The organism is Arthrobacter sp. AL05 (genome assembly GCF_029960715.1).
GTDB lineage: Bacteria > Actinomycetota > Actinomycetes > Actinomycetales > Micrococcaceae > Arthrobacter.
In genome coordinates this window covers 67583-87553 of record NZ_JASBRC010000009.1, presented here as the reverse complement: position 1 = coordinate 87553, position 19971 = coordinate 67583, and the positions used below count along the sequence as shown (strand labels likewise).

The 19971-nt window shown below is 64.5% G+C and carries 18 protein-coding genes; 14 read left to right on the top strand and 4 right to left on the bottom strand.

The window, feature by feature from the left end; all coding sequences use genetic code 11:
* Positions 1-282: 282 nt before the first annotated feature.
* Positions 283-1257 (top strand): methylenetetrahydrofolate reductase, encoded by a 975-nt coding sequence (locus tag QK287_RS12360; protein WP_282360258.1) that lies wholly within the window; start codon positions 283-285, stop codon positions 1255-1257.
* A 53-nt stretch (positions 1258-1310) separates the two neighbouring features.
* Positions 1311-3641 (top strand): 5-methyltetrahydropteroyltriglutamate--homocysteine S-methyltransferase, encoded by a 2331-nt coding sequence (metE, locus tag QK287_RS12355; RefSeq protein ID WP_282360257.1) that lies wholly within the window; start codon positions 1311-1313, stop codon positions 3639-3641.
* An 82-nt stretch (positions 3642-3723) separates the two neighbouring features.
* Here the strand turns inward: metE and QK287_RS12350 are convergent, their stop codons facing one another.
* Positions 3724-4230 (bottom strand): DUF2004 domain-containing protein, encoded by a 507-nt coding sequence (locus QK287_RS12350; RefSeq protein WP_226774557.1) that lies wholly within the window; start codon positions 4228-4230, stop codon positions 3724-3726.
* Between the two features lie 63 nt (positions 4231-4293).
* Complete coding sequence (locus tag QK287_RS12345; protein ID WP_226774556.1) at positions 4294-6189, bottom strand: BCCT family transporter; 1896 nt, start codon at positions 6187-6189, stop codon at positions 4294-4296.
* A 101-nt stretch (positions 6190-6290) separates the two neighbouring features.
* Here QK287_RS12345 and QK287_RS12340 point away from each other — a divergent pair, with 101 nt between their 5' ends.
* The gene (locus QK287_RS12340; protein WP_282360256.1) at positions 6291-7688 is read left to right on the top strand and encodes an aldehyde dehydrogenase family protein; all 1398 of its coding nucleotides are present in this window, start codon (positions 6291-6293) and stop codon (positions 7686-7688) included.
* 1 nt (position 7689) lies between these two features.
* On the opposite strand, the gene QK287_RS12335 is transcribed toward QK287_RS12340, so the two are convergent.
* Positions 7690-8622 carry a LysR family transcriptional regulator gene (locus QK287_RS12335; protein WP_226774554.1) on the bottom strand — a complete coding sequence of 311 codons (933 nt, stop codon included), beginning with the start codon at positions 8620-8622 and terminating at the stop codon, positions 7690-7692.
* 183 nt (positions 8623-8805) lie between these two features.
* Between QK287_RS12335 and QK287_RS12330 the strand changes: the two genes are divergently transcribed.
* The 11 genes from QK287_RS12330 (at position 8806) to QK287_RS12280 (ending at position 19419) form a co-directional block, all read left to right on the top strand.
* On the top strand, positions 8806-10200 hold the full coding sequence (locus tag QK287_RS12330; RefSeq protein ID WP_282360255.1) for an FAD-dependent oxidoreductase: 1395 nt from the start codon (positions 8806-8808) through the stop codon (positions 10198-10200).
* Entirely contained in the window at positions 10197-10928 is a 732-nt protein-coding gene (locus tag QK287_RS12325) for a DUF1365 domain-containing protein (protein ID WP_282360254.1), read from the top strand. The genes QK287_RS12330 and QK287_RS12325 overlap by 4 nt, the downstream gene beginning before the upstream one ends.
* The gene (locus tag QK287_RS12320) at positions 10925-12298 is read left to right on the top strand and encodes a cyclopropane-fatty-acyl-phospholipid synthase family protein (RefSeq protein ID WP_226774551.1); all 1374 of its coding nucleotides are present in this window, start codon (positions 10925-10927) and stop codon (positions 12296-12298) included. The genes QK287_RS12325 and QK287_RS12320 overlap by 4 nt, the downstream gene beginning before the upstream one ends.
* On the top strand, positions 12295-13551 hold the full coding sequence (locus QK287_RS12315) for a cyclopropane-fatty-acyl-phospholipid synthase family protein (RefSeq protein ID WP_282360253.1): 1257 nt from the start codon (positions 12295-12297) through the stop codon (positions 13549-13551). Before QK287_RS12320 ends, QK287_RS12315 begins: the two co-directional genes overlap by 4 nt.
* A gap of 512 nt (positions 13552-14063) precedes the next feature.
* Complete coding sequence (nrdH, locus tag QK287_RS12310; RefSeq protein WP_253032606.1) at positions 14064-14309, top strand: glutaredoxin-like protein NrdH; 246 nt, start codon at positions 14064-14066, stop codon at positions 14307-14309.
* 39 nt (positions 14310-14348) lie between these two features.
* Positions 14349-14843, top strand: coding sequence for a class Ib ribonucleoside-diphosphate reductase assembly flavoprotein NrdI (gene nrdI, locus QK287_RS12305; protein WP_282360252.1), 495 nt, complete (start codon positions 14349-14351; stop codon positions 14841-14843).
* Positions 14844-14923: 80 nt separating this feature from the next.
* On the top strand, positions 14924-17044 hold the full coding sequence (nrdE, locus tag QK287_RS12300) for a class 1b ribonucleoside-diphosphate reductase subunit alpha (RefSeq protein WP_282360304.1): 2121 nt from the start codon (positions 14924-14926) through the stop codon (positions 17042-17044).
* Positions 17045-17079: 35 nt separating this feature from the next.
* Positions 17080-17874: an NUMOD3 domain-containing DNA-binding protein gene (locus QK287_RS12295; RefSeq protein WP_282360251.1), complete on the top strand. Its 795-nt coding sequence runs from the start codon at positions 17080-17082 to the stop codon at positions 17872-17874.
* Complete coding sequence (gene nrdF / locus QK287_RS12290; protein WP_282360250.1) at positions 17871-18845, top strand: class 1b ribonucleoside-diphosphate reductase subunit beta; 975 nt, start codon at positions 17871-17873, stop codon at positions 18843-18845. Before QK287_RS12295 ends, nrdF begins: the two co-directional genes overlap by 4 nt.
* 68 nt (positions 18846-18913) lie before the next feature.
* Complete coding sequence (locus QK287_RS12285; protein WP_282360248.1) at positions 18914-19162, top strand: type II toxin-antitoxin system Phd/YefM family antitoxin; 249 nt, start codon at positions 18914-18916, stop codon at positions 19160-19162.
* Positions 19159-19419: a type II toxin-antitoxin system RelE/ParE family toxin gene (locus QK287_RS12280; RefSeq protein WP_226774545.1), complete on the top strand. Its 261-nt coding sequence runs from the start codon at positions 19159-19161 to the stop codon at positions 19417-19419. The genes QK287_RS12285 and QK287_RS12280 overlap by 4 nt, the downstream gene beginning before the upstream one ends.
* A gap of 27 nt (positions 19420-19446) precedes the next feature.
* Here QK287_RS12280 and QK287_RS12275 read toward each other — a convergent pair whose 3' ends face one another.
* Positions 19447-19920: a hypothetical protein gene (locus QK287_RS12275; RefSeq protein ID WP_282360247.1), complete on the bottom strand. Its 474-nt coding sequence runs from the start codon at positions 19918-19920 to the stop codon at positions 19447-19449.
* Positions 19921-19971: the final 51 nt, after the last annotated feature.

The window sequence follows — 19971 nt, the reverse complement described above, 5'->3', positions numbered from 1 at the left end:
AAGAGCACGTCTTAATTCGGCAGTGGACTTGAACGCTGACCGGGCGGGCCGTAAAGTTCTATCCAAGTTACCCCGGTAACGTGTCAGCGATCCTCCGCTGAAGGCCTGCCCACCGGCGGCCCAGGAGGGTGTGGGTGCCCCCATGTGGGCCTGACATTTGCTCACGGAATACTTCGTATCAGGCGTAACAGTCGCGGCTGCGTCCTGCTGGAGTCTCCTCCGTGTTCCCCAAACTCAATTCACCGACGGCAACGCCGTCAGTGGTCACAGCCAAGGACGCAAATGTCTCCACCAAGCCTTATTGACACCCATCCAGATCTTGCCGGAACGGCTCCTGTCGCCCTCTCCTACGAGCTATTCCCGCCGCGGTCACCCGCTGCCACGGAATCGCTCTGGACCACCATCGGCGAACTCGAAAGCACGGACCCGGACTACGTGTCCGTGACCTACGGCGCCAGCGGCTCGAACCGGACCACCGCCGTCGAACTGATCAACCGGCTTGTCCAGGAGACCACGCTGCGGCCGCTGGCGCACCTGACCTGCGTTGGAAACTCACCGCAGGAGCTCGCCGACATCATCGGCGAACTGCTCGACGTCGGCGTGCGTGGCATCCTTGCCCTGCGCGGCGACCAGCCCAAAGGCGGCGTTGTGCCGCCCGCGGGTTCGCTGCGATACGCACAGGACCTGATTGAGCTCATCCGCCGGGTCGAACAGCGCCGGTCCGCGCTGCTCTGCGCCGGTAAGGTGGCGATCGGCGTCGCTGCCTACCCCACCCGGCACCCGGAGTCCCCGAGCGAAGCGCATGATGTGGAGGTGCTCCTGGCCAAGCAGCGCTCCGGCGCGGACTTTGCCATCACCCAGGTCTTTTTCCACACCGGCCAGTACGCGGACCTGCTGGCACGGGCACGCCGGGCCGGCGTCACCATCCCGATTATTCCGGGGGTTATGCCGCTCACCAGCGTCCGCCGGCTCACCCGCCTCAGCGAGCTGACCGGCGTCGCGCCGGACCCGGTCCTCATCGACCGGCTCACCGCCGCGGGCACCGACACCGACCGGACCCGGATCGGGGTCGGCGCCACAGTGGACTTGGCTAACGCGGCGCTGGACGCCGGAGCCCCCGGGTTGCACCTCTATACCTTCAATGAACATGCCGCTGCACTGGACGTGCTGGACAAACTCGCGCTGCCGCGCCCGCGGAGCGCCAGCCGGCACAGAAACCACCAGCGCACGGCCGGACGCCGACAGCTCGCCGGCTGACGGCTCACCAAAAACTCTCCTCCGCACCACACCACCAACTTCTAGGACTTCCCATGACTGACACGCTCACCCCCTTCCCGTCCGCTTCGATCCTGGGCTACCCGCGCATCGGCCGGCGCCGCGAACTCAAGAAGGCCGTCGAGGCTTACTGGGCCGGCAGCATCGATGCCGCGGCCCTCGATGCCGCAGCCAAGGAGATCCAGCTCGGCACCGCCAAGCGCCTGCAGGGCCTGGGCCTGACCGAGGCGGCAGCAGTGCCCGGCACCTTCTCCTACTACGACCAGGTGCTCGACGCCGCCGCCCACCTCGGCGCGGTGCCCGCCCGCTTCGGTAACCTCCTGGATGCCGGGGGCCAGCTCGGCATCGACGGCTACTTCACCCTGGCCCGCGGCACCAAAGACCAGCAGCCACTGGAAATGACCAAGTGGTTCGACACCAACTACCACTACCTCGTCCCGGAAATCGGCCCGGAAACCGATTTCTCGCTGACTTCCAGCCGCATCGTTGAGGAATTCGCCTACGCTTTGGCCAACGGCGTCGAGACCCGGCCGTACCTCGTCGGCCCGGTCACCTTCCTGTTGCTGAGCAAGGCCTCCGGGGACGCCCCCGCCGGCTTCAGCCCGCTCTCGCGCCTGGCGGACGTCCTGCCGGTGTACACAGTCCTGCTGGAGAAGCTCGCCGCCGCCGGGGCCAGCTGGGTCCAGCTCGACGAGCCCGCCCTGGTGGTGGACCAGGACACCCCCGCCGAAGAGATCCAGGCCGCCGTAGCCCGTTCCTACGAGGTGCTCGCCGCCGCCGCCAACCGCCCCCGGCTGTTCGTCTCCACCCCCTACGGCGCGCTTGACGGCCAGCTCGGCACGCTCGCCGCCACCGGCATCGACGCCCTGCACCTGGACGTCTACAAGGGCGGTGTGCCCGCCGCGGCGGCCCTGGCCGCGCTGGGCAATACAACCCTCGTCGCAGGCGTTGTGGACGGCCACAACATTTGGCGCAACGATCTTGCCGCCTCGGCCGGGAAGCTCACCGAGCTCCGGAAGTCCGTCGCCCGGCTGGCCGTCAGCACCTCCACCACCACCGCGCACGTTCCGCACGACGTCGACGAGGAAGTCCAGCTCCCCGAGCAGCTGCGCAGCTGGCTCGCCTTCGCCGACCAGAAGGCTACCGAAGTTGTTACCCTGGCCGGTTGGCTGGCCGGGCCGGAAGCAGCCCGGCCCGCCATCGAGGCGGCCACCCGCATCATCGCCGACCGTGCCGCAGCCAAGGGCGTCCGCCGCGACGAGGTCCGGAACCGCACCGCCGCGCTGACCGGGGCCGACTTCAGCCGCTCCGCCTACGCCGTCCGCGAAGCCGCGCAGTCTGCGGCGCTGCACCTGCCCCCACTGCCGACCACCACCATCGGCTCCTTCCCGCAGACCGGTGAGATCCGCACCGCCCGGGCCCGCGCCAACAAGGGCTTGATCAGCGCAGAACAGTACGGGCTGCTGATGAAGGATGAGATCAAGCGTGTTGTGGAGCTGCAGGAAGAGCTCGGTTTCGACGTCCTGGTTCATGGTGAGCCGGAGCGCAACGACATGGTCCAGTATTTCGCCGAAAACCTCGAGGGCTTCGACGTCACGGTGCACGGCTGGGTCCAGTCATACGGCTCCCGCTGCACGCGCCCGTCCATCCTGTGGGGCGATGTCACCCGCGGTGCACCGATCACAGTGGACTGGGCCAGCTATGCGCAGTCGCTCACCGGCAAGCCGATGAAGGGGATGCTCACCGGACCGGTCACCATCCTCGCCTGGTCCTTCGTCCGCGACGACCAGCCGCTCGGCGAGACCGCCAACCAGGTGGCGCTGGCCCTGCGCGATGAGATCACGGACCTCGAAGCTGCCGGCATCAAGGTCATCCAGGTGGACGAGCCAGCCCTGCGCGAACTCCTGCCGCTGCGCACGGCGGACCAGGCCGCGTACCTGGACTGGTCGGTGAACTCCTTCCGCCTCGCCACCGCGGGCGCCGCGGATGCGACCCAGATCCACACGCACCTGTGCTACTCCGAGTTTGGCGCCATCATCGACGCGATCGACGGCCTCGACGCCGACGTCACCTCGATCGAGGCCGCCCGGTCCCGGATGGAGGTTGTGCATGATCTTCAGTCCCATGGCTTCAGCCGCGGCGTCGGCCCGGGGGTGTATGACATCCACTCGCCGCGCGTCCCGGGCGAGCAGGAAGTCACCGAGCTGCTCAGCACCGCCGTCAGGCACGTCCCGTCCCGCCAGCTCTGGGTCAATCCGGACTGCGGCCTGAAAACCCGCGGCTACGCCGAAACCGAAGAATCCCTGCGCAACCTCGTCGCCGCCACCCGCACGGTGCGTGCCGGGCTGCTTGCGGCGGCCAACTAGCCCAGCGCCAGGAACGACGCCGGCCGGTCACCCCGCAAAGGTGACCGGCCGGCGTCGTACGTTTGAAGTTGTGCCCGTGAAGTCAGCTCTCCCAGAGGATCTCATCATCCACGACGCCGTCCTCGTCCGCCGAAGCGACCAGGACTTCGTCGGTGAAATGGTTTCCGAGGGTGAAATCCAGGACGAAGTAGCGCTCCGGCTGGCCGGGGAAAATCCCCACATGGCCCAGTTTCAGGGCCTTGAGGAATACCTCATTGGTCAGCTGGCTCTTGTCCGTGATGCCAAAGACCTTCTGCAGGTGTTCGGCCTTAATCGCGTTGCAGTGAAAATGGCGGTATTCCTGCGGGCTGGTTCCGTCTTCATCGAGTTCCTCGGCGATCATGTCGCGGACCTCGTCCACAAGCTCGGGCAGGAACCGGAGGCGGTAGTCGACCTTGCGCAGGGCCGCTTCATCGAAGTGGTCGTGCGCTTGGACATTTAAGTCAAGCTCCAGGGTTTGACCCGCCAGATCATGCTTGGCGGAGAAATTATGGTCTCTCCCGTGGTTGAGCTCGACTTCTCCGAAATGCTGGCTGGCTACCTTGCTCATACTTTCAACATAGCCCTGAATACCGCTCCGTTCCAGCGTTCGCCCTGCCTTTTTAGCGCAGGATCACCAGCGCGAGGGTTCCTGATCGCCCCGGTCCGGGATGTCCTTGGCATCCCGGGAAACAAACGGATCGTGTTCCACAACGTTGTCAACGTCGGAGATCAGGACGTCATGGGACTCGGCGTTTTCGATCGCCAGGGCCCGTTCCGAGGCGTGCCGTGGCTGCGGCGCCTCGGCCATCAGGGTGTCGACGGCCGCGGTGGATGGCTCGGGGCTTGGCAGGATTTCCGCCGGGACTGCCGTCCCGGCCGGGGCGCCGCGGCGGCGCAGCAGCTGCATCCAGCGCGGTGTATTGCCGAGGATCCCGTTCTCGGCGAGTTCTTCCACTTCCAGGCCGTAGAAGTCACCGATGTGGTCTACCAGTTGGGCGCGGCGGGCCCTGTCGTAGGCCCGGCGCTCACGGCTGAAGGCGATGAACGTGGACCAGCAAATCAGCAGCATCACCACGCTGAAAGGCAGCGCGATGATAATCGCCGCGGTCTGCAGGGCCACCAGCCCGCCGGAGATCAGCAGGGAGATGGCCAGGACCGCGGTGATCAGGACAAAGAAGGTCCTGATGCGTTTCTTCGGGTTGACCTGGCCGCCGGTGGCGATCATGCCCATCACCAGGGCCCCGGAGTCCGAGGAGGTGATAAAGAAAATGGCGATCAGCAGGATGACGCCCACAGTCAGGACCGGAGTGCCGGGGATGAAGTCGAGCATGCTGAACAGGGCGCTGGAGACATTGACACTGCCGTCGGATTCCAGGAGTGTGCCGTTGCCGCCGAGTTCGACAGCGAGGGCTGTGCCGCCAAGGACGCTGAACCAGAGGATGCCGATCAGGGTCGGGACCAGGATGACGCCGGCAACAAACTGGCGGACCGTGCGGCCCTTGGAAATCCGGGCAATGAAAATACCAACAAAGGGGGCCCAGGAAATCCACCAGCCCCAGTAGAACGAGGTCCAGGAGGCTTGCCATGCTTCGCCGGCAGCACCGGTGAAGGCATTGACGTTAAAGGAGAGCGAAACGAAGTTCTGGACGTAGGCGCCCATGGACTGGACAAATTCGCGCAGCAGGAAGGTCGACGGGCCAAAGACCAGCAGGTAGACCACCAGCAGGCCGGCGAGCACGAGGTTGATGCTGGAGAGCCATTTCATGCCCTTGGTCAGTCCGGAGAGGACGGAGAGCAGGACGAAGAAGGAAATGATGATGATAATAACGATTTCGGAGCCACGGCTGGCTTCCACCAGGTTGATGCTTTCCAGCCCGGCGCTGATCTGCAGCACACCCAGGCCCAAGGAGGTCGCCACGCCGAACAGGGTGCCCACCAAGGCGACAACGTCGATGGCGTTTCCCCACGAACCCTGCACCCGCTTGCCCAGCAGCGGTTCAAGGGCCCAGCGGATGGACACGGGCCGTTTGCGGCGGTGGATCGCGTAGGCGAGGGCAAGTCCGATCACCACGTAGATGGACCAGGCGTGGACCCCCCAATGCAGGTACGTCTGGCTGAGCGCTTGCTGGGCCAGTTCCGAGGGGGTACCGCTCACCCCGGGCCGGGGATTGGCGAAGTGGCTCAGCGGTTCGCTGACACCATAAAAAACCAGGCCGATGCCCATGCCGGCTGCGAACAGAAGCGCAAACCAGGCCAGCAGGGAAAACTCGGGTTCGTCGTCGTCGTGGCCGAGCTTGATGTCGCCAAAACGGCTGAAGCCAAGGAAGAGGCTAAAGGCAACAAAGAAGCTGGTAATCAGGACGTAGTACCAGTTGAAGGAGTTCACGATGTTTGACTGGATGGTGCTGAACATTGCTTCGGCGGTCTTGGGAGCCAGCAGTGCAAATGCCGCGAAAACGGTCACCAGCACTGCAGCGGGCCAGAAGACCCACCGTTCTACGATTCGGGGTCTAGTATTTTCGGCCATCCTTCTAGCCTAACTGCCTGAGAGCCGGCTGGGAGCAGGGATTCCTGGCAGCCAGGGTGCGGACACCGTTGCCGGCGGCAACGTCCGGGTACATTTATGACATGCAACCCGCAGCCGCCGCCGTCGCCCGCGCCCGTGAAATTTTTGACAGCGGAGCCACGCGTCCGTTGGCCTGGCGGCTTGAAAGGCTCGCCGGATTGCGCCGGATGCTGGCCGATCACAGCGACGATTTTGCCGAAGCGCTGGGCAGCGATCTGGGCAAACACGCGACCGAGTCGCTGCTGGCGGAAGTCGGATTTGTCACAGCAGAAGCCGCGCATCTGGAAAAAAACCTCAAAGGATGGCTGCGGCCGCGTGCCGTCGCCGTGCCGCTTGCGGTCCGGCCCGCCAAAGCCTGGACCGAGCTGACCCCGCTCGGCGTGGTGCTGGTGATCGGGCCCTGGAACTACCCGCTGCAGTTGCTGCTGGCGCCGCTGGCCGGTGCGCTCGCCGCCGGCAACACAGCCGTGCTGAAACCCAGCGAGCACGCGCCCGCGACCTCGGCGGCCCTGGCCCGGTGGATTCCCGAATATTTGGCCGGGGCGGTGCAGGTGGTGGAAGGCGGAATCCCGGAAACCACTGCGCTGTTGGCTGCGGAGGTTGACCATATCTTCTTCACCGGCGGGGAAACGGCCGCCAAAGTGGTGCTGCGCGCGGCGGCGGAGAACCTGACACCGGTAACCCTGGAGCTCGGCGGCAAGTCACCGGCCTATGTGGACGCCTCCACGGACCTGGCCGGGGCAGCCAAGCGGATCGCCTGGGGGAAGTTCATAAATGCCGGGCAGACCTGTGTGGCGCCCGACTATGTCCTGGCCACCAAGGACGTGTTGGTGCCGCTGGAGCGAGAGCTGGTTAAGGCAATCGGCGAGCTCTTCGGGCCGGATGCTTCCCGCAGCGACTCCTACGGCCGGATCGTCAACGATCAGCACTTCGCGCGCCTCGCGGCCCTCGCCGACGGCAGCACAGTCGTCCACGGCGGCCAACGGAACGCCGCGACCCGGTACTTCGCCCCGACCCTGCTTCGGCCCGCTCCCGGGGACGCCCTGATGGGGGAGGAGATCTTCGGTCCGCTGCTGCCGCTGGTTCCCGTCGCCGGGCGGGAGGAAGCCATCCGGAGAATCAACGACGGCGCCAAGCCGCTGGCGCTGTACGTGTTCAGCGGCGACGAGGGCACCCGCCGGGCATTCGCGGACCAGACATCGTCGGGAGCGCTGTGCTTCGACGTCCCCGCGGCGCACCTGATGGTTCCGGGGCTGCCGTTCGGCGGCGTCGGCGCCAGCGAAATGGGCGCGTATCACGGGGAGTATTCACTGCGGACCTTTTCACACGAGCGGGCAACCCTGGCCAAGCCGCTGCGGCCGGACACGCTGGAACTGATTTATCCGCCCTACAACAAAACCAAACGCTGGGTCGTCAGCACGCTGGTGGCACCCGTTGGCAAGCGGTTCCGCAAGAACTGACTCACCCGTTGCCGGTGACGGCACGCTGGACGGACGGTGAATTGAACGTTTCGCCCAATAGCTCGACAAACAGCTGCACCTGGGCTGTCTGCTTTTCATTGATCAGCAGGGCAAAAACGTTGCGGGCCAGCCGGATCTCCGGAACGTCCAGCACCACCACACCGGCCGGGCGGTGCAGCAGGGCCAGTTCGGGAACCAGCGCAGCCCCCAGCCCGGCCGCGGCCATTTCCAGGCTGGCATGGAAGTCATCGCTGTACGCCACCACCCGGGGGTGCAGGTTGCAGCTGGCGAAGAGGCGCTCGATCACCGTGGCGTCGGATGTGCCGGGATGATGCACAATCCAGGGCATGTCCGAGAGGTGGTCGGCCGCGATCTTCGAATCCGTGCCGATGCCCCAGGCGGCCGGCAGCACCACCCGGAAGTTGTCATCGCCGATCCACTGCCGGTTGACGGTGTGCGGCCAGGCGAGGCCCGACTGCCCCACCTGGTACACCAAGGCGACGTCGAGTTCGCCGCCGGTGCGCAGGCCCTGGATGGTCTGGGCCGGCTCAGCGACGGAGACCCGCAGGTCGATGCCAAGCTTCTTCCAGGCCGGGTTCGCCAGGATCCGGGGCAGCACATAGGTGGCCAGGCTGGGGAAGATGCCCAGCCGGAGTTCCTGCCGGGTGGTGTCACCGGTGCGGGAGGCCGCCGCCATCAGCGCCTCGATGTCGGTGAGCACCTTGGCCGCGTGCCGGGTCATAACCTGGGCGGCCTCGGTGGGGTGGATGCTGCGGGCCGAGCGCTGGAACAGTTCGACGCCGGTGTCACGCTCCAGGGCGGACATCTGCTGGGAAACGGCCGACGCCGTGTACCCGAGGCGCGTGGCGGCGGCCGCGAAGGACCCGAGCCGGGTCACTTCGACCAGTGTCCGCAGATGGACGGGGTTAATCAAGGGGTGCCCTTCTCGGATTCCGGTGAGGCGGGACCGCAATCCCGCTTCATTCTGGCACATTGGTTTCAAGCAGAAAGCTGGGGAACCGCACACATCCGCGGGCGCCTCGGCGACGAATTGCCCGTAAGAAGTTTAACCAGGACGATCCAGGCAATGGATAGAGCAGCCAACAGGAGCAAATCAGTGTCAGATGCAGCAGGGATTCCGCAAGGCCGGCGGATCGCCGTGATTGGCAGCGGCGTGGCGGGGCTGACCGCCGCGTACGTCCTGAACCGTGAGGACTCTGTCACCGTCTTCGAAGCCGATTCCCGGCTGGGCGGCCACGCCCACACCCACGACGTGCCGCAGGACGGTGGGCCGGTGCTGGGCATCGACACCGGCTTTATCGTTCACAACGAACGCACCTACCCCACGTTGCTCCGGCTCTTCGCGGAGCTGGGCGTTGAAACCCAGGACTCCGAAATGTCCATGTCCGTCCGCTGCGACGGCTGCGGTCTGGAATACGCCGGTGCCCGGGCCAAGGGCCGCGGGATCCTTCCGGGGCCTGCCACCTTGCTGCGCGGACGATACCTGCTGATGCTGCTGGAGGTGATGCGCTTCTACCGGAAGGCCCGCGCCCTGCTCGCCGAGACGGATCCGGCCGGTACCGACATCACGCTGGCGGAGTTCCTGGCCCGGGAGAAGTTCAGCCGCTACTTCATCTCGCACTTTATGACCCCGATCGTGAGCGCCGTCTGGTCCTGCGACCCGGCCACGGCGCTCGCGTACCCGGCCCGCTACCTCTTTACCTTCCTCGGCCACCACGGCCTGCTCGGAGTATCCGGTTCACCGCAGTGGCGCACCGTCACCGGCGGCTCACGCTCCTACGTGGACAAGCTTGCGGCCACGCTTGACGATATCCGGCTCGCCAGCCCGGTCACCGGCGTGCGCCGGCACGCGGACGGCGTGGAACTAACGACCGGAAACGCCGACGCCGGCTTCCGCACCGAAAACTTCGACGCCGTGGTGATCGCCACCCACCCGGCCCAGGCGCTGGGCATGCTCACCGACGCCTCGCCCGCGGAGCAGGCCGCGCTCGGCGGCATGCCGTACTCGGTCAACCACACCGTCTTCCACCGCGACGCCGCCGTGCTGCCCGCCAGTGACAATGCCAAGGCGTCCTGGAACTACCGGCTGCCCGCCTGTGACGCCCGCCCGGACAAGGTCCTGGTCAGCTACGACATGACCCGGCTGCAGCGGCTGGACACCGCCGACGGCGGACGCTACATCGTCAGCCTCGGCGAGTCCGAGCTGATTGCCGACCATACGGTGCTTGACCGGATGGTCTACGAGCACCCGCAGTACACACCCGAATCGCTCCGGGCCCAGCGGCAGATCCTGGCCCTCGGGGACGCGCGGCTGGCCTTCGCCGGGGCCTACCACGGCTGGGGATTCCACGAAGACGGCGCCCTTTCCGGGGTCCGGGCCGCGGAACGGCTCGGTCGCAGCTGGGACGTCCCAGCCGTGGCCCTGAACGCGGAGTACCGCGCCGTCGCGATCGATCCGGACCTGCAAAGCGCCGCCGCGGAGGGCTTATGAGCGCCGCGGCGGCCATCTACCGCACCTCGATTGCGCATGTGCGGCGCACCCCGCTGAAGAACGCTTTCACGTACCGCAGCTACAGCTGGTATGTCGACGTCGACCGGCTGCCCAGGGTGCCCCGGCTGCTGCGTCCGCTGGCCGATTTTCGTGTCGCGGACCATCTGGGTGACCCGGAGGGCACGCTGCGCGGGAACGTGGAGGCGTTCCTGGCCACCCGCGGGATCATTCTGGGCGGCGGCCGGATCACGATGCTTGCCAGTGCCCGGGTATTCGGGCACGTGTTTAATCCGCTGAGCCTGTTCTGGTGCCACGACGCTGCCGGGGAACTGCGCTGCGTTGTGGCGGAGGTCCATAACACCTACGGTGAACGGCACTGCTACCTGCTGGAGACGGACGACGCCGGCCGGGCCAGCGTGCCGAAGGCCTTTTACGTTTCACCGTTCAACGACGTCGACGGCGAGTACCGGATGAAACTGCCGGAACCCGGCGCACGGCTCGCCGTCTCGATAGTGCTGGAACGCGAAGGGCACCGGCCTTTTATCGCCAGCATGGACGGTGAACGGCACGACGCCACGGTGCGGACTATCCTCGCCACGGCGCTCGCCGTCCCGCTTGCGCCGCTGCGCGTCTCGGCGCAGATCCGCTGGCAGGGAATCAAACTGTGGGCACGCCGGCTGCCCCTTATCAAACGACCGCACCACCCTTCCCAGGAGGCAGTACAGTGACAATGACCGAAGCGACCGGATCGGGCGCGGCGCGCCGCGAGAATGAGGCCGCAGCCCCTTACACCGTTCCGCAGCCTCCGGCGGTGGTTGACGCCGCCATCTGGCCCAGCATCGCCACAGTCCCCTCAAGCCTGAAGGCGCGGCTGGCCGGCCGTGCTGCTGACGCCATCTTCAAAGCCGCGGTCCGCCGGCTCCCGCTGGAGGTCCGCTACCCGGACGGGACCGTCCTGGGCAAGGCAGCCACGCCGGGCCACCGCTACCCGGTTATGACCATGAACCGTCCCCAGGCCTTTGCGGCCCGGCTCGGCGACGGCGGATTGATCGGCCTGGGCGAGTCCTTTATGGCCGGCGATTGGGACGCTGACAACCTGACAGCCGTGATGGAGGTTTTTGCCGCCCGCGTCGGGACCCTCGTGCCGGAGCCGCTGCAGAAACTGCGTGCGTTCTACCTGCCGCGCCAGCCGCGCAAGGAACGCAACACCGAGCAGAACACCCGCTCGAACATCTCCCGGCACTATGACCTTTCCAACGAACTGTTTTCCACGTTCCTGGACGAGACCATGACCTACTCCAGTGCGCTGTTCCCGGAGACCGGCGAGGCCCTCAAGAGCGTGGCCTGGGACGGTTTTGCCGCGGCGCAGCAGGCCAAGATCGACCGCCTGCTGGACAAGGCCGGCGTCGGGGCGGGCACCCGGGTGCTGGAAATCGGCACCGGCTGGGGCGAGCTCGCCCTCCGGGCAGCACAGCGCGGGGCCACCGTTTACTCCGTCACCCTCTCCAGCGAGCAGCAGGAACTTGCCCGCAAGCGGGTCGCCGACGCGGGGTACGCCGACGCCGTCACAATCGAACTGAAGGACTACCGCGCGGTTGAAGGCGAGTACGACGCCGTCGTCTCCGTGGAGATGATCGAAGCCGTGGGCTTCGAATACTGGGCTACGTATTTTCAGACGATCGAGCGTCTCCTGGCCCCGGGCGGAAAGGTCGCCATCCAGGCCATCACCATCGCCCACGACCGGCTGATGGCCACCCGCACCAGCTACACCTGGGTGCACAAGTACATCTTCCCCGGCGGCGTCATTCCCTCGGTGCGCGCCATCGAGGACACCACGGCCAAGCAGACGGGACTGCGCGTGCGCGAACGCCTGGCCATGGGGGAGCACTACGCCCAGTCGCTCAGGCTCTGGGAAGAGCGCTTTATGGCCCGCTCCGCCGAGGTCCGGGCGCTGGGCTTCGATGAGATCTTCCAGCGTATGTGGCTGTTCTACCTCTGCTACTCCCGGGCAGGCTTCGAAACCGGCTACCTCGACGTGCAGCAGATCGTGCTGGACCGTCGGACAGTGGGCGAGTCGAACAACGGATCCGCCGAATGACGGCGCCGCTGGCCACAATGGTCGAGGAGGTCCTGCGGCCGCTTGCCGGCGGGGAGCTCCCCGTCCGGCTCGTCGCCTGGGACGGCAGCGAGGCCGGTCCGGCCGGCGCCCCGGTGGTCCGGCTCAACTCCCCGGATGCCATCCGGCGCCTGCTCTGGGCGCCGGGGGAGCTGGGCGCCGCGCAGGCATATGTCACCGGTGAGCTGGATCTCGACGACGACCTGAACAGCACCCTCGAGCACCTCTGGAAGGTGGTACGGGACCGGGGCCTCGCCGGTATCCGCCCCACGCCGGCGGTGCTGGCCGGCGTCGCACGGATTGCCCGCGCCGCCGGGGCTCTCGGCGCGCCGCCGCCGCCGCCGGCCAGCCAGGCCAGGGTCAAGGGACGGCTGCACAGCCTCCTCCGGGACCGTGCCGCGATCAGCCACCACTACGACCTCAGCAACGATTTCTATGCGCTGATCCTGGACCCGCAGATGGCCTACTCCAGCGGCTACTGGACGGATCGGGCAGCGGACGGCAGTTCGTCCCCGAACTACGGGCTGGAAGACGCCCAGCGGGACAAGCTGGACCTGGTCTGCCGCAAGATCGGGCTCAAGGCGGGGATGCGGATGCTGGACGTTGGCTGCGGCTGGGGCTCGCTGAGCCTGCATGCGGCGCAGTACTACGGCGTCGACGTCGTCGGCGTCACCCTCTCCGTGCAGCAGAAGGCGTTCATCGACGCCCGGATCAAGGAACGCGGCCTTGAGGGGCGCGTTGAGATCCGGGTCCAGGATTACCGGGAAATCCCGGACGGACCGTTCGACGCCGTCGCCTCCCTGGAAATGGGCGAACACGTTGGCCAGCAGAATTACCCCGTCTACGCCGCCGCCCTGTTTAATAACCTCGCCCCTGGTGGCCGGGTGCTGGTCCAGCAAATGTCCCGGCGGGGCAAGCATCCCGGCGGGGGTCCTTTTATCGAGTCCTTTATTGCCCCGGACATGCACATGCGTCCGGTCGGGGACACGCTGGGCTTCCTGGAAGACGCTGGCCTGGAGGTCGAGGGCGTGCAGGGCATGCGCCGTGACTATGTCCGGACCCTCGAGGCCTGGTACGCGCGGTTCGAGGAGAACCACGCGGCCGCCGTCGAAATGATGGGGGCGGAAGTCGCCCGGGTCTGGCGGCTGTACCTGGTCGGCGCGCTGCGCAGCTTTGCCGAACGCCGGATGGGCGTGGAGCAGATTCTCTGCAGCAGGCCGGAGACCGGCAGGTAACAGCAACTTTGAGTCGCCGCACGCCGGCGAAGGCGGGCACCCGGGGGGTGTCCGCCTTCTTCGTGTTTCCGGACACCACGCCGGGTGCTTAACGCCACGCCGGGACCCGGTTCCCGGCTCCCGCGACACGCCGTCCACCCCACGACACGCAGGGAGTTAATTGTGCAAAGGTACTCCACAGCCTGTGGATTTCGTCCGTCAAAACGGCGGAATTCCGGACATTTTGAGCCACCCTGCCTGTGGACTGATGGTGCATTAAATGACATACTTGTAATACATCATCTTGGGGTCCACATCGGGCTCTTGCACAACATGTAGTATCGACATACAGTTCCAGCGGAGCAGCAGTGCTCGCCAGGCAAGACCAGTAACGGATCAGGATTCCTGTCCCGGACCGGCCCGCCCGGACCACTGGCACCAGAGCCTCAGCTCACCAGCAACAGCCTCTGCGCAGCACGCAGTTCGCCGTGGATTACGCAGTACCAAAGACTTCAACAAAGGGGACAGGGACCATGACCGTTACGGTTTACACGAAACCGGCCTGTGTTCAGTGCAACGCGACATACCGCGCGCTGGATAAGAAGGGCATCACCTACCAGAGCGTCGACATCTCCCAGGATGCGGATGCCCTCGAGCGCCTGAAAGGCCTCGGCTACATGCAGGCCCCGGTTGTCGTCACGGACCAGGACCACTGGTCCGGTTTCCGCCCCGACAAGATCGAAGAACTGGCGCAGGCGTACGCCGTCGCCGTCGCCTAAAACGCTTGACACGAAATCACGTTCGATGAGGTGACACCCATGGCACCAGTGGCAACGGCAACGGCCCACACTTCGCCGGCGGCAGACGACCGGAACCCGGCTACGGTCCGGAGCACTGCCAGTCACCTCATCTACTTCTCCTCCAGTTCGGAAAACACCGCCCGCTTCGTCGGGAAGCTGGGCATCGACGCCGCCCGGATTCCGCTCCATGGGCGGGAACCGGCGCTGGTGGCCACCGAGCCCTTTGTATTGGTGCTCCCGACTTACGGCGGCACCGGGGGAGAAGGTTCCGTTCCGAAGCAGGTCATCCGCTTCCTGAACGATCCGCGCAACCGGGAAGAAATCCGGGGCGTGATCGGGGCAGGCAACACGAACTTTGGGGACAACTACTGCATGGCCGGCGACATTATTGCCGCGAAATGCCAGGTCCCGCACTTATATCGATTTGAACTTATGGGGACGCCGGAAGACGTCAGCCGGGTTCACCAAGGATTGGAAGAATTTTGGACACGACTGTCGCAGACACCGAAGTGACCGGGCCGGGCTCCCTCGGCTCAGCCGAGAAGACCAGCTCCGCCGTCGAGAAGCACACCGTTCCCGGCGAGAAGCCGGCCATGCCGGCCGCTTTCCAGGGCCTGGGCTACCACGAGCTCAACGCGATGCTGAACCTCTACGGCCCGAACGGGGAGATCCAGTTCGAGGCCGACCGCGAGGCTGCCCACCAGTACTTCCTGCAGCACGTGAACAACAACACCGTTTTCTTCCACGACCTTGAGGAAAAGCTCGACTACCTCGTGAAGAACGAGTACTACGAGCGCGAAACCCTCGACCAGTACACGATGAACTTCATCCGCGAGCTCTACAACCGCGCGTACAAAAAGAAGTTCCGCTTCGAGACCTTCCTCGGCGCGTTCAAGTTCTACACCTCCTACACGCTCAAGACGTTCGACGGAAAGCGTTTTCTGGAGCGCTACGAGGACCGCGTCTGCATGGTGGCCCTGCACCTGGCCCGCGGCGACGAGCAGCTCGCGCTGCAGATGGTCGACGAAATCATCGAAGGCCGCTTCCAGCCGGCCACCCCCACGTTCCTGAACGCCGGCAAGCGCCAGCGCGGCGAGCTGGTCTCCTGCTTCCTGCTCCGCATCGAAGACAACATGGAGTCGATCGGCCGTTCCATCAACTCCGCCCTGCAGCTCTCCAAGCGCGGTGGCGGCGTGGCGTTCGCGCTGACCAACATCCGTGAGGTCGGCGCGCCGATCAAGCAGATCGAGAACCAGTCCTCCGGCGTCATCCCCGTGATGAAGCTCCTCGAGGACAGCTTCTCCTACGCCAACCAGCTCGGTGCCCGCCAGGGTGCCGGCGCGGTGTACCTGCACGCCCACCACCCGGACATCTACCGTTTCCTGGACACCAAACGGGAGAATGCGGATGAGAAGATCCGGATCAAGACCCTCTCGCTCGGCGTCGTGATCCCGGACATCACCTTCGAGCTGGCCAAGAAGGACGAGGACATGTACCTGTTCTCGCCGTACGACGTCGAACGCGTCTACGGCATGCCGTTCTCCGACGTCTCGGTCACCGAGAAGTACTACGAGATGGTTGACGATTCCCGGATCAAAAAGACCAAGATCAAGGCGCGCGAGTTCTTCCAGACCCTCGCCGAGATCCAGTTCGAATCCGGTTACCCGTACATCATGTTCGAGGACACCGTGAACCGGGAAAACCCGATTGACGGCAAGATCATCATGTCCAACCTGTGCTCGGAGATCCTCCAGGTCTCCCAGCCCACCACGTACAACGACGACCTGTCCTACGAGACCACCGGCAAGGACATTTCCTGCAACCTGGGTTCGCTGAACATCGCCAAGGCCATGGATTCGCCGGACTTCGGCCTGACCATCGAAACGGCCATCCGGTCCCTCTCGGCCGTCTCGGACATGTCCAACATCACCTCGGTCCCCTCGATCGCCCGCGGCAACGACCAGAGCCACGCAATTGGCCTGGGCCAGATGAACCTGCACGGATACCTGGCCCGCGAGCGGGTCCACTACGGCTCCGAAGAGGGCATCGACTTCACCAACATCTACTTCTACTCGGTGGTGTTCCACGCCGTCCGGGCCTCCAACCGGCTGGCCATCCAGACCGGCCAGACCTTCGGCGGCTTCGAGAAGTCCAAGTACGCAACAGGTGAGTTCTTCGACAAGTACACGAACCAGGAATGGGTCCCGCAGACGGCCAAGGTTGCCGAGCTGTTCCAGAACATCCACATCCCCACCCAGGATGACTGGCGCGAGCTGAAGGCGTCCGTCATGGAGCACGGCATCTACAACCAGAACCTGCAGGCTGTCCCGCCGACCGGCTCGATCTCCTACATCAACAACTCCACCTCCTCGATCCACCCGGTGGCGTCCAAGATCGAGATCCGCAAGGAAGGCAAGCTGGGCCGCGTGTACTACCCGGCGCCGTACCTGACGAACGACAACCTGGAGTACTACCAGGACGCGTATGAGATCGGCTACGAGAAGGTCATCGACACCTACGCCGCTGCCACGCAGCACGTGGACCAGGGCCTGTCCCTGACGCTGTTCTTCAAGGACACCGCCACCACGCGCGACATCAACCGGGCCCAGATCTACGCCTGGAAGAAGGGCATCAAGACCATCTACTACATCCGTCTCCGCCAGCTCGCGCTGGAAGGGACTGAGGTGGAAAATTGTGTCTCGTGTATGTTGTAATCAACTGAAATAGGTTGATTTGCTTTAGGGATGAAATGATGGAACCGACGACGGCGACGGGCGGCTTGGTCTACGGCATCCGGCTTAGGCGGGAGGTCGAGTACCGCTATGTCGGTATCACGACTAAGACGGCCAGTCGTCGTTTCCATCAGCACCTGCGCGTTGCCGCTGAAGGGCGAAAGACGCCCTTCTACGATTGGCTCCGAAAGCATGATCCGGCTGATCTCATTGCAGATGAATTGGACTGGATTGAAGGCCTGCCGGAGCTCGGCCGGGCCGAGATCGAGTGGATCAGTTATCTGCGGCGTGAGGGAGACCGTCTCCTGAATCTCTCCGACGGCGGTCTGGGTCCCACGGGAGTTGTGTGGACTGAGGAGATGCGGGAAGCCGCAAGTATCCGTGGCACGGGTCGGAAAGGGGTTCTCCGGCCCGGGCCGGAGAACCCCTTCTACGGTGGCAGGCACAGCCTGGAGCAACGCGGGAAGTGGTCTCAGGACCGCAAGGGAACCTACTCCGGTGCGGACAATCCCAACTTTGGTAAGTTCGGAGCGGAGCACCCGGGCTTTGGCCATACGATGAGTGAGGAATCACGGAGGGCTCTTTCCGACGCCAGGAAGGGGCCGGGGAATCCTAACTTTGGCAAGAAGCTAAGCGCGGAAACCCGGGCGAAGCTGTCAGCCGCTCAAAAAGGCAAGCCCAAGCCTGCCAGCCAGCGCAGCGCACACACCAGACATCACACCAACAAAGGCATCGAGAACGCCGAGTGCAGCTATTGCATCGAGGACTCAGCCAAACCCAGTTTCTCTGCAGAAAGCGAGTCGGAGTCATGACAGCAAAAGTAAAGCTTCTCACCCATGTTGATGCGATCAACTGGAACCGCATCCAAGACGAGAAGGACGTTGACGTCTGGAACCGCCTGGTCAACAACTTCTGGCTTCCGGAGAAGATCCCGCTGTCTAACGACGTGCAGTCGTGGGCGACGCTGACGCCCGACGAGCAGCAGCTCACCATGCGCGTGTTCACCGGCCTGACCCTGCTGGACACCATCCAGGGCACCGTCGGCGCCGTCTCGCTGATTCCGGACGCGATCACCCCGCATGAAGAGGCCGTCTACACGAACATCGCCTTCATGGAGTCCGTGCACGCCAAGAGCTACTCCTCCATTTTTTCCACGCTGGCCTCCACCAAGGAGATCGACGAGGCGTTCCGCTGGTCCACCGAGAATGCGAATCTGCAGAAGAAGGCGCAGATCGTCATGGACTACTACCAGGGCGACGATCCCCTGAAGCGCAAGGTGGCCTCGACGCTGCTGGAGAGCTTCCTGTTCTACTCCGGCTTCTACCTGCCGATGTACTGGTCCTCGCGGGCCAAGCTGACGAACACCGCTGACCTGATCCGCCTGATCATCCGCGATGAGGCCGTGCACGGCTACTACATCGGCTACAAGTTCCAGAAGGGCCTGGAGGGCCTGTCCGAGGAGCGCAAGCAGGAGATCAAGGACTACACGTTCGAGCTGCTTTTCGAGCTGTACGAGAACGAGGTCCAGTACACGCACGACCTCTACGACTCCGTCGGCCTGGCCGAGGACGTCAAGAAGTTCCTGCACTACAACGCCAACAAGGCCCTGATGAACCTGGGCTACGAGGCCATGTTCCCGGCCTCCGTCACGGACGTGAACCCGGCGATCCTCTCGGCCCTGTCGCCGAACGCTGACGAGAACCACGACTTCTTCTCGGGGTCCGGTTCGAGCTACGTGATCGGCAAGGCTGTTAATACCGAGGATGACGACTGGGACTTCTAGTCTTCTTCTCTCCTTCGGCGGGGATGCGGCAGATGTACATCTGATGCTCTCGGATGTACATTTGTTGCATGTCGACCATCAACATCACGGACGCGCGATCACACTTGCCGGAGCTCATCGAGAAGGCCGAGTTTGAGCCGGTATTTATCGAACGCCGCGGACATCGGGCGGCGGTTCTAGTATCGCCTGAGCGATATGAGCAGATGCTTGATGCTTTGGAAGAAGTCGAGGACATTGCGGCGTTTGATGCCGCAATGGCGGAAGAAGGCGAGAACATTCCCTGGGTACAAGTGAAGGCGGATCTGGGCTGGGCATGAGCCCCTACCGGATTGAGCTTAGACCTGCCGCCATCCGCGCACTGAGAAAAATTCATCCCGAGGATAAAGAACGCATTCAAGGTGCGATCGCGCTGCTAGGCCAAGACCCACGGCCGCCCAAAGCAATTGCTTTGAGCGGCCGTCCCGGGTATCGGGTCCGTGTCGGCGACTACCGGATCATCTACACCATCCAGGACGACGTGCTCTTGGTAGTGGTCGTAAACCTCGGGCACCGTCGGGACGTCTACCAGAAGTGACTTCCGGCGACGTGCAGGCGACCTTCGCTACGCGGTAGCTCGGAGGTTGATGCGTGCGCGCTCCGCACCACGGATGATCAGTTCGCCTGCCGCTCCAATCCCCAGCAGCATCAAAAGATTCCCATTCCTGGCGGAACTCGCCGCAATATACGTGTTCTGCGCGGCAGTGACAGCGGCGATGTCATTGGCGTACCAACCGTTGACAACAGTCTGCTGCGGTGCGCCCTTTGTCTCGCCGTTGTTCATGGTGTTCTTAAGATCGGCTGCGCTGAGCCCGGACTTCCAATCGGAAGGGCTGCTGCCACTCTGAAAGGCCGGGTTGTTGACGATCCATGTGATGATCATCAGCAGACCCAGCAGCGCCCCCAAAATGATCCGGGCGCCGTTGGCCGACCGGAGCTTCGCTAACTTCAGCCTCTTGGACTTTAGCTGCGGTTCGTGGTCCGGAGTCGGCGGTACCTCCGGCATCGCGTTTCCAGTGGATGTTTCGTAAGTAGTCATTTCCCCATTTTTTCGTGTTGTTTGTTGCGACCGCCTGACGGCGGAAACTCC

Excerpts from the sequence above, each read along its gene's own strand:
- QK287_RS12360 (WP_282360258.1), top strand. The coding sequence starts at position 283 with ATGTCTCCACCAAGCCTTATTGACACCCATCCAGATCTTGCCGGAACG.
- QK287_RS12325 (WP_282360254.1), top strand. The coding sequence starts at position 10,197 with ATGAGCGCCGCGGCGGCCATCTACCGCACCTCGATTGCGCATGTGCGG.
- nrdF (WP_282360250.1), top strand. The coding sequence starts at position 17,871 with ATGACAGCAAAAGTAAAGCTTCTCACCCATGTTGATGCGATCAACTGG.
- nrdI (WP_282360252.1), top strand. The coding sequence starts at position 14,349 with ATGGCACCAGTGGCAACGGCAACGGCCCACACTTCGCCGGCGGCAGAC.
- metE (WP_282360257.1), top strand. The coding sequence starts at position 1,311 with ATGACTGACACGCTCACCCCCTTCCCGTCCGCTTCGATCCTGGGCTAC.
- QK287_RS12275 (WP_282360247.1), bottom strand. The coding sequence starts at position 19,920 with ATGACTACTTACGAAACATCCACTGGAAACGCGATGCCGGAGGTACCG.
- nrdE (WP_282360304.1), top strand. The coding sequence starts at position 14,924 with ATGCCGGCCGCTTTCCAGGGCCTGGGCTACCACGAGCTCAACGCGATG.
- QK287_RS12295 (WP_282360251.1), top strand. The coding sequence starts at position 17,080 with ATGATGGAACCGACGACGGCGACGGGCGGCTTGGTCTACGGCATCCGG.
- QK287_RS12340 (WP_282360256.1), top strand. The coding sequence starts at position 6,291 with ATGCAACCCGCAGCCGCCGCCGTCGCCCGCGCCCGTGAAATTTTTGAC.
- QK287_RS12285 (WP_282360248.1), top strand. The coding sequence starts at position 18,914 with ATGTCGACCATCAACATCACGGACGCGCGATCACACTTGCCGGAGCTC.
- QK287_RS12345 (WP_226774556.1), bottom strand. The coding sequence starts at position 6,189 with ATGGCCGAAAATACTAGACCCCGAATCGTAGAACGGTGGGTCTTCTGG.
- QK287_RS12315 (WP_282360253.1), top strand. The coding sequence starts at position 12,295 with ATGACGGCGCCGCTGGCCACAATGGTCGAGGAGGTCCTGCGGCCGCTT.
- nrdH (WP_253032606.1), top strand. The coding sequence starts at position 14,064 with ATGACCGTTACGGTTTACACGAAACCGGCCTGTGTTCAGTGCAACGCG.
- QK287_RS12280 (WP_226774545.1), top strand. The coding sequence starts at position 19,159 with ATGAGCCCCTACCGGATTGAGCTTAGACCTGCCGCCATCCGCGCACTG.
- QK287_RS12350 (WP_226774557.1), bottom strand. The coding sequence starts at position 4,230 with ATGAGCAAGGTAGCCAGCCAGCATTTCGGAGAAGTCGAGCTCAACCAC.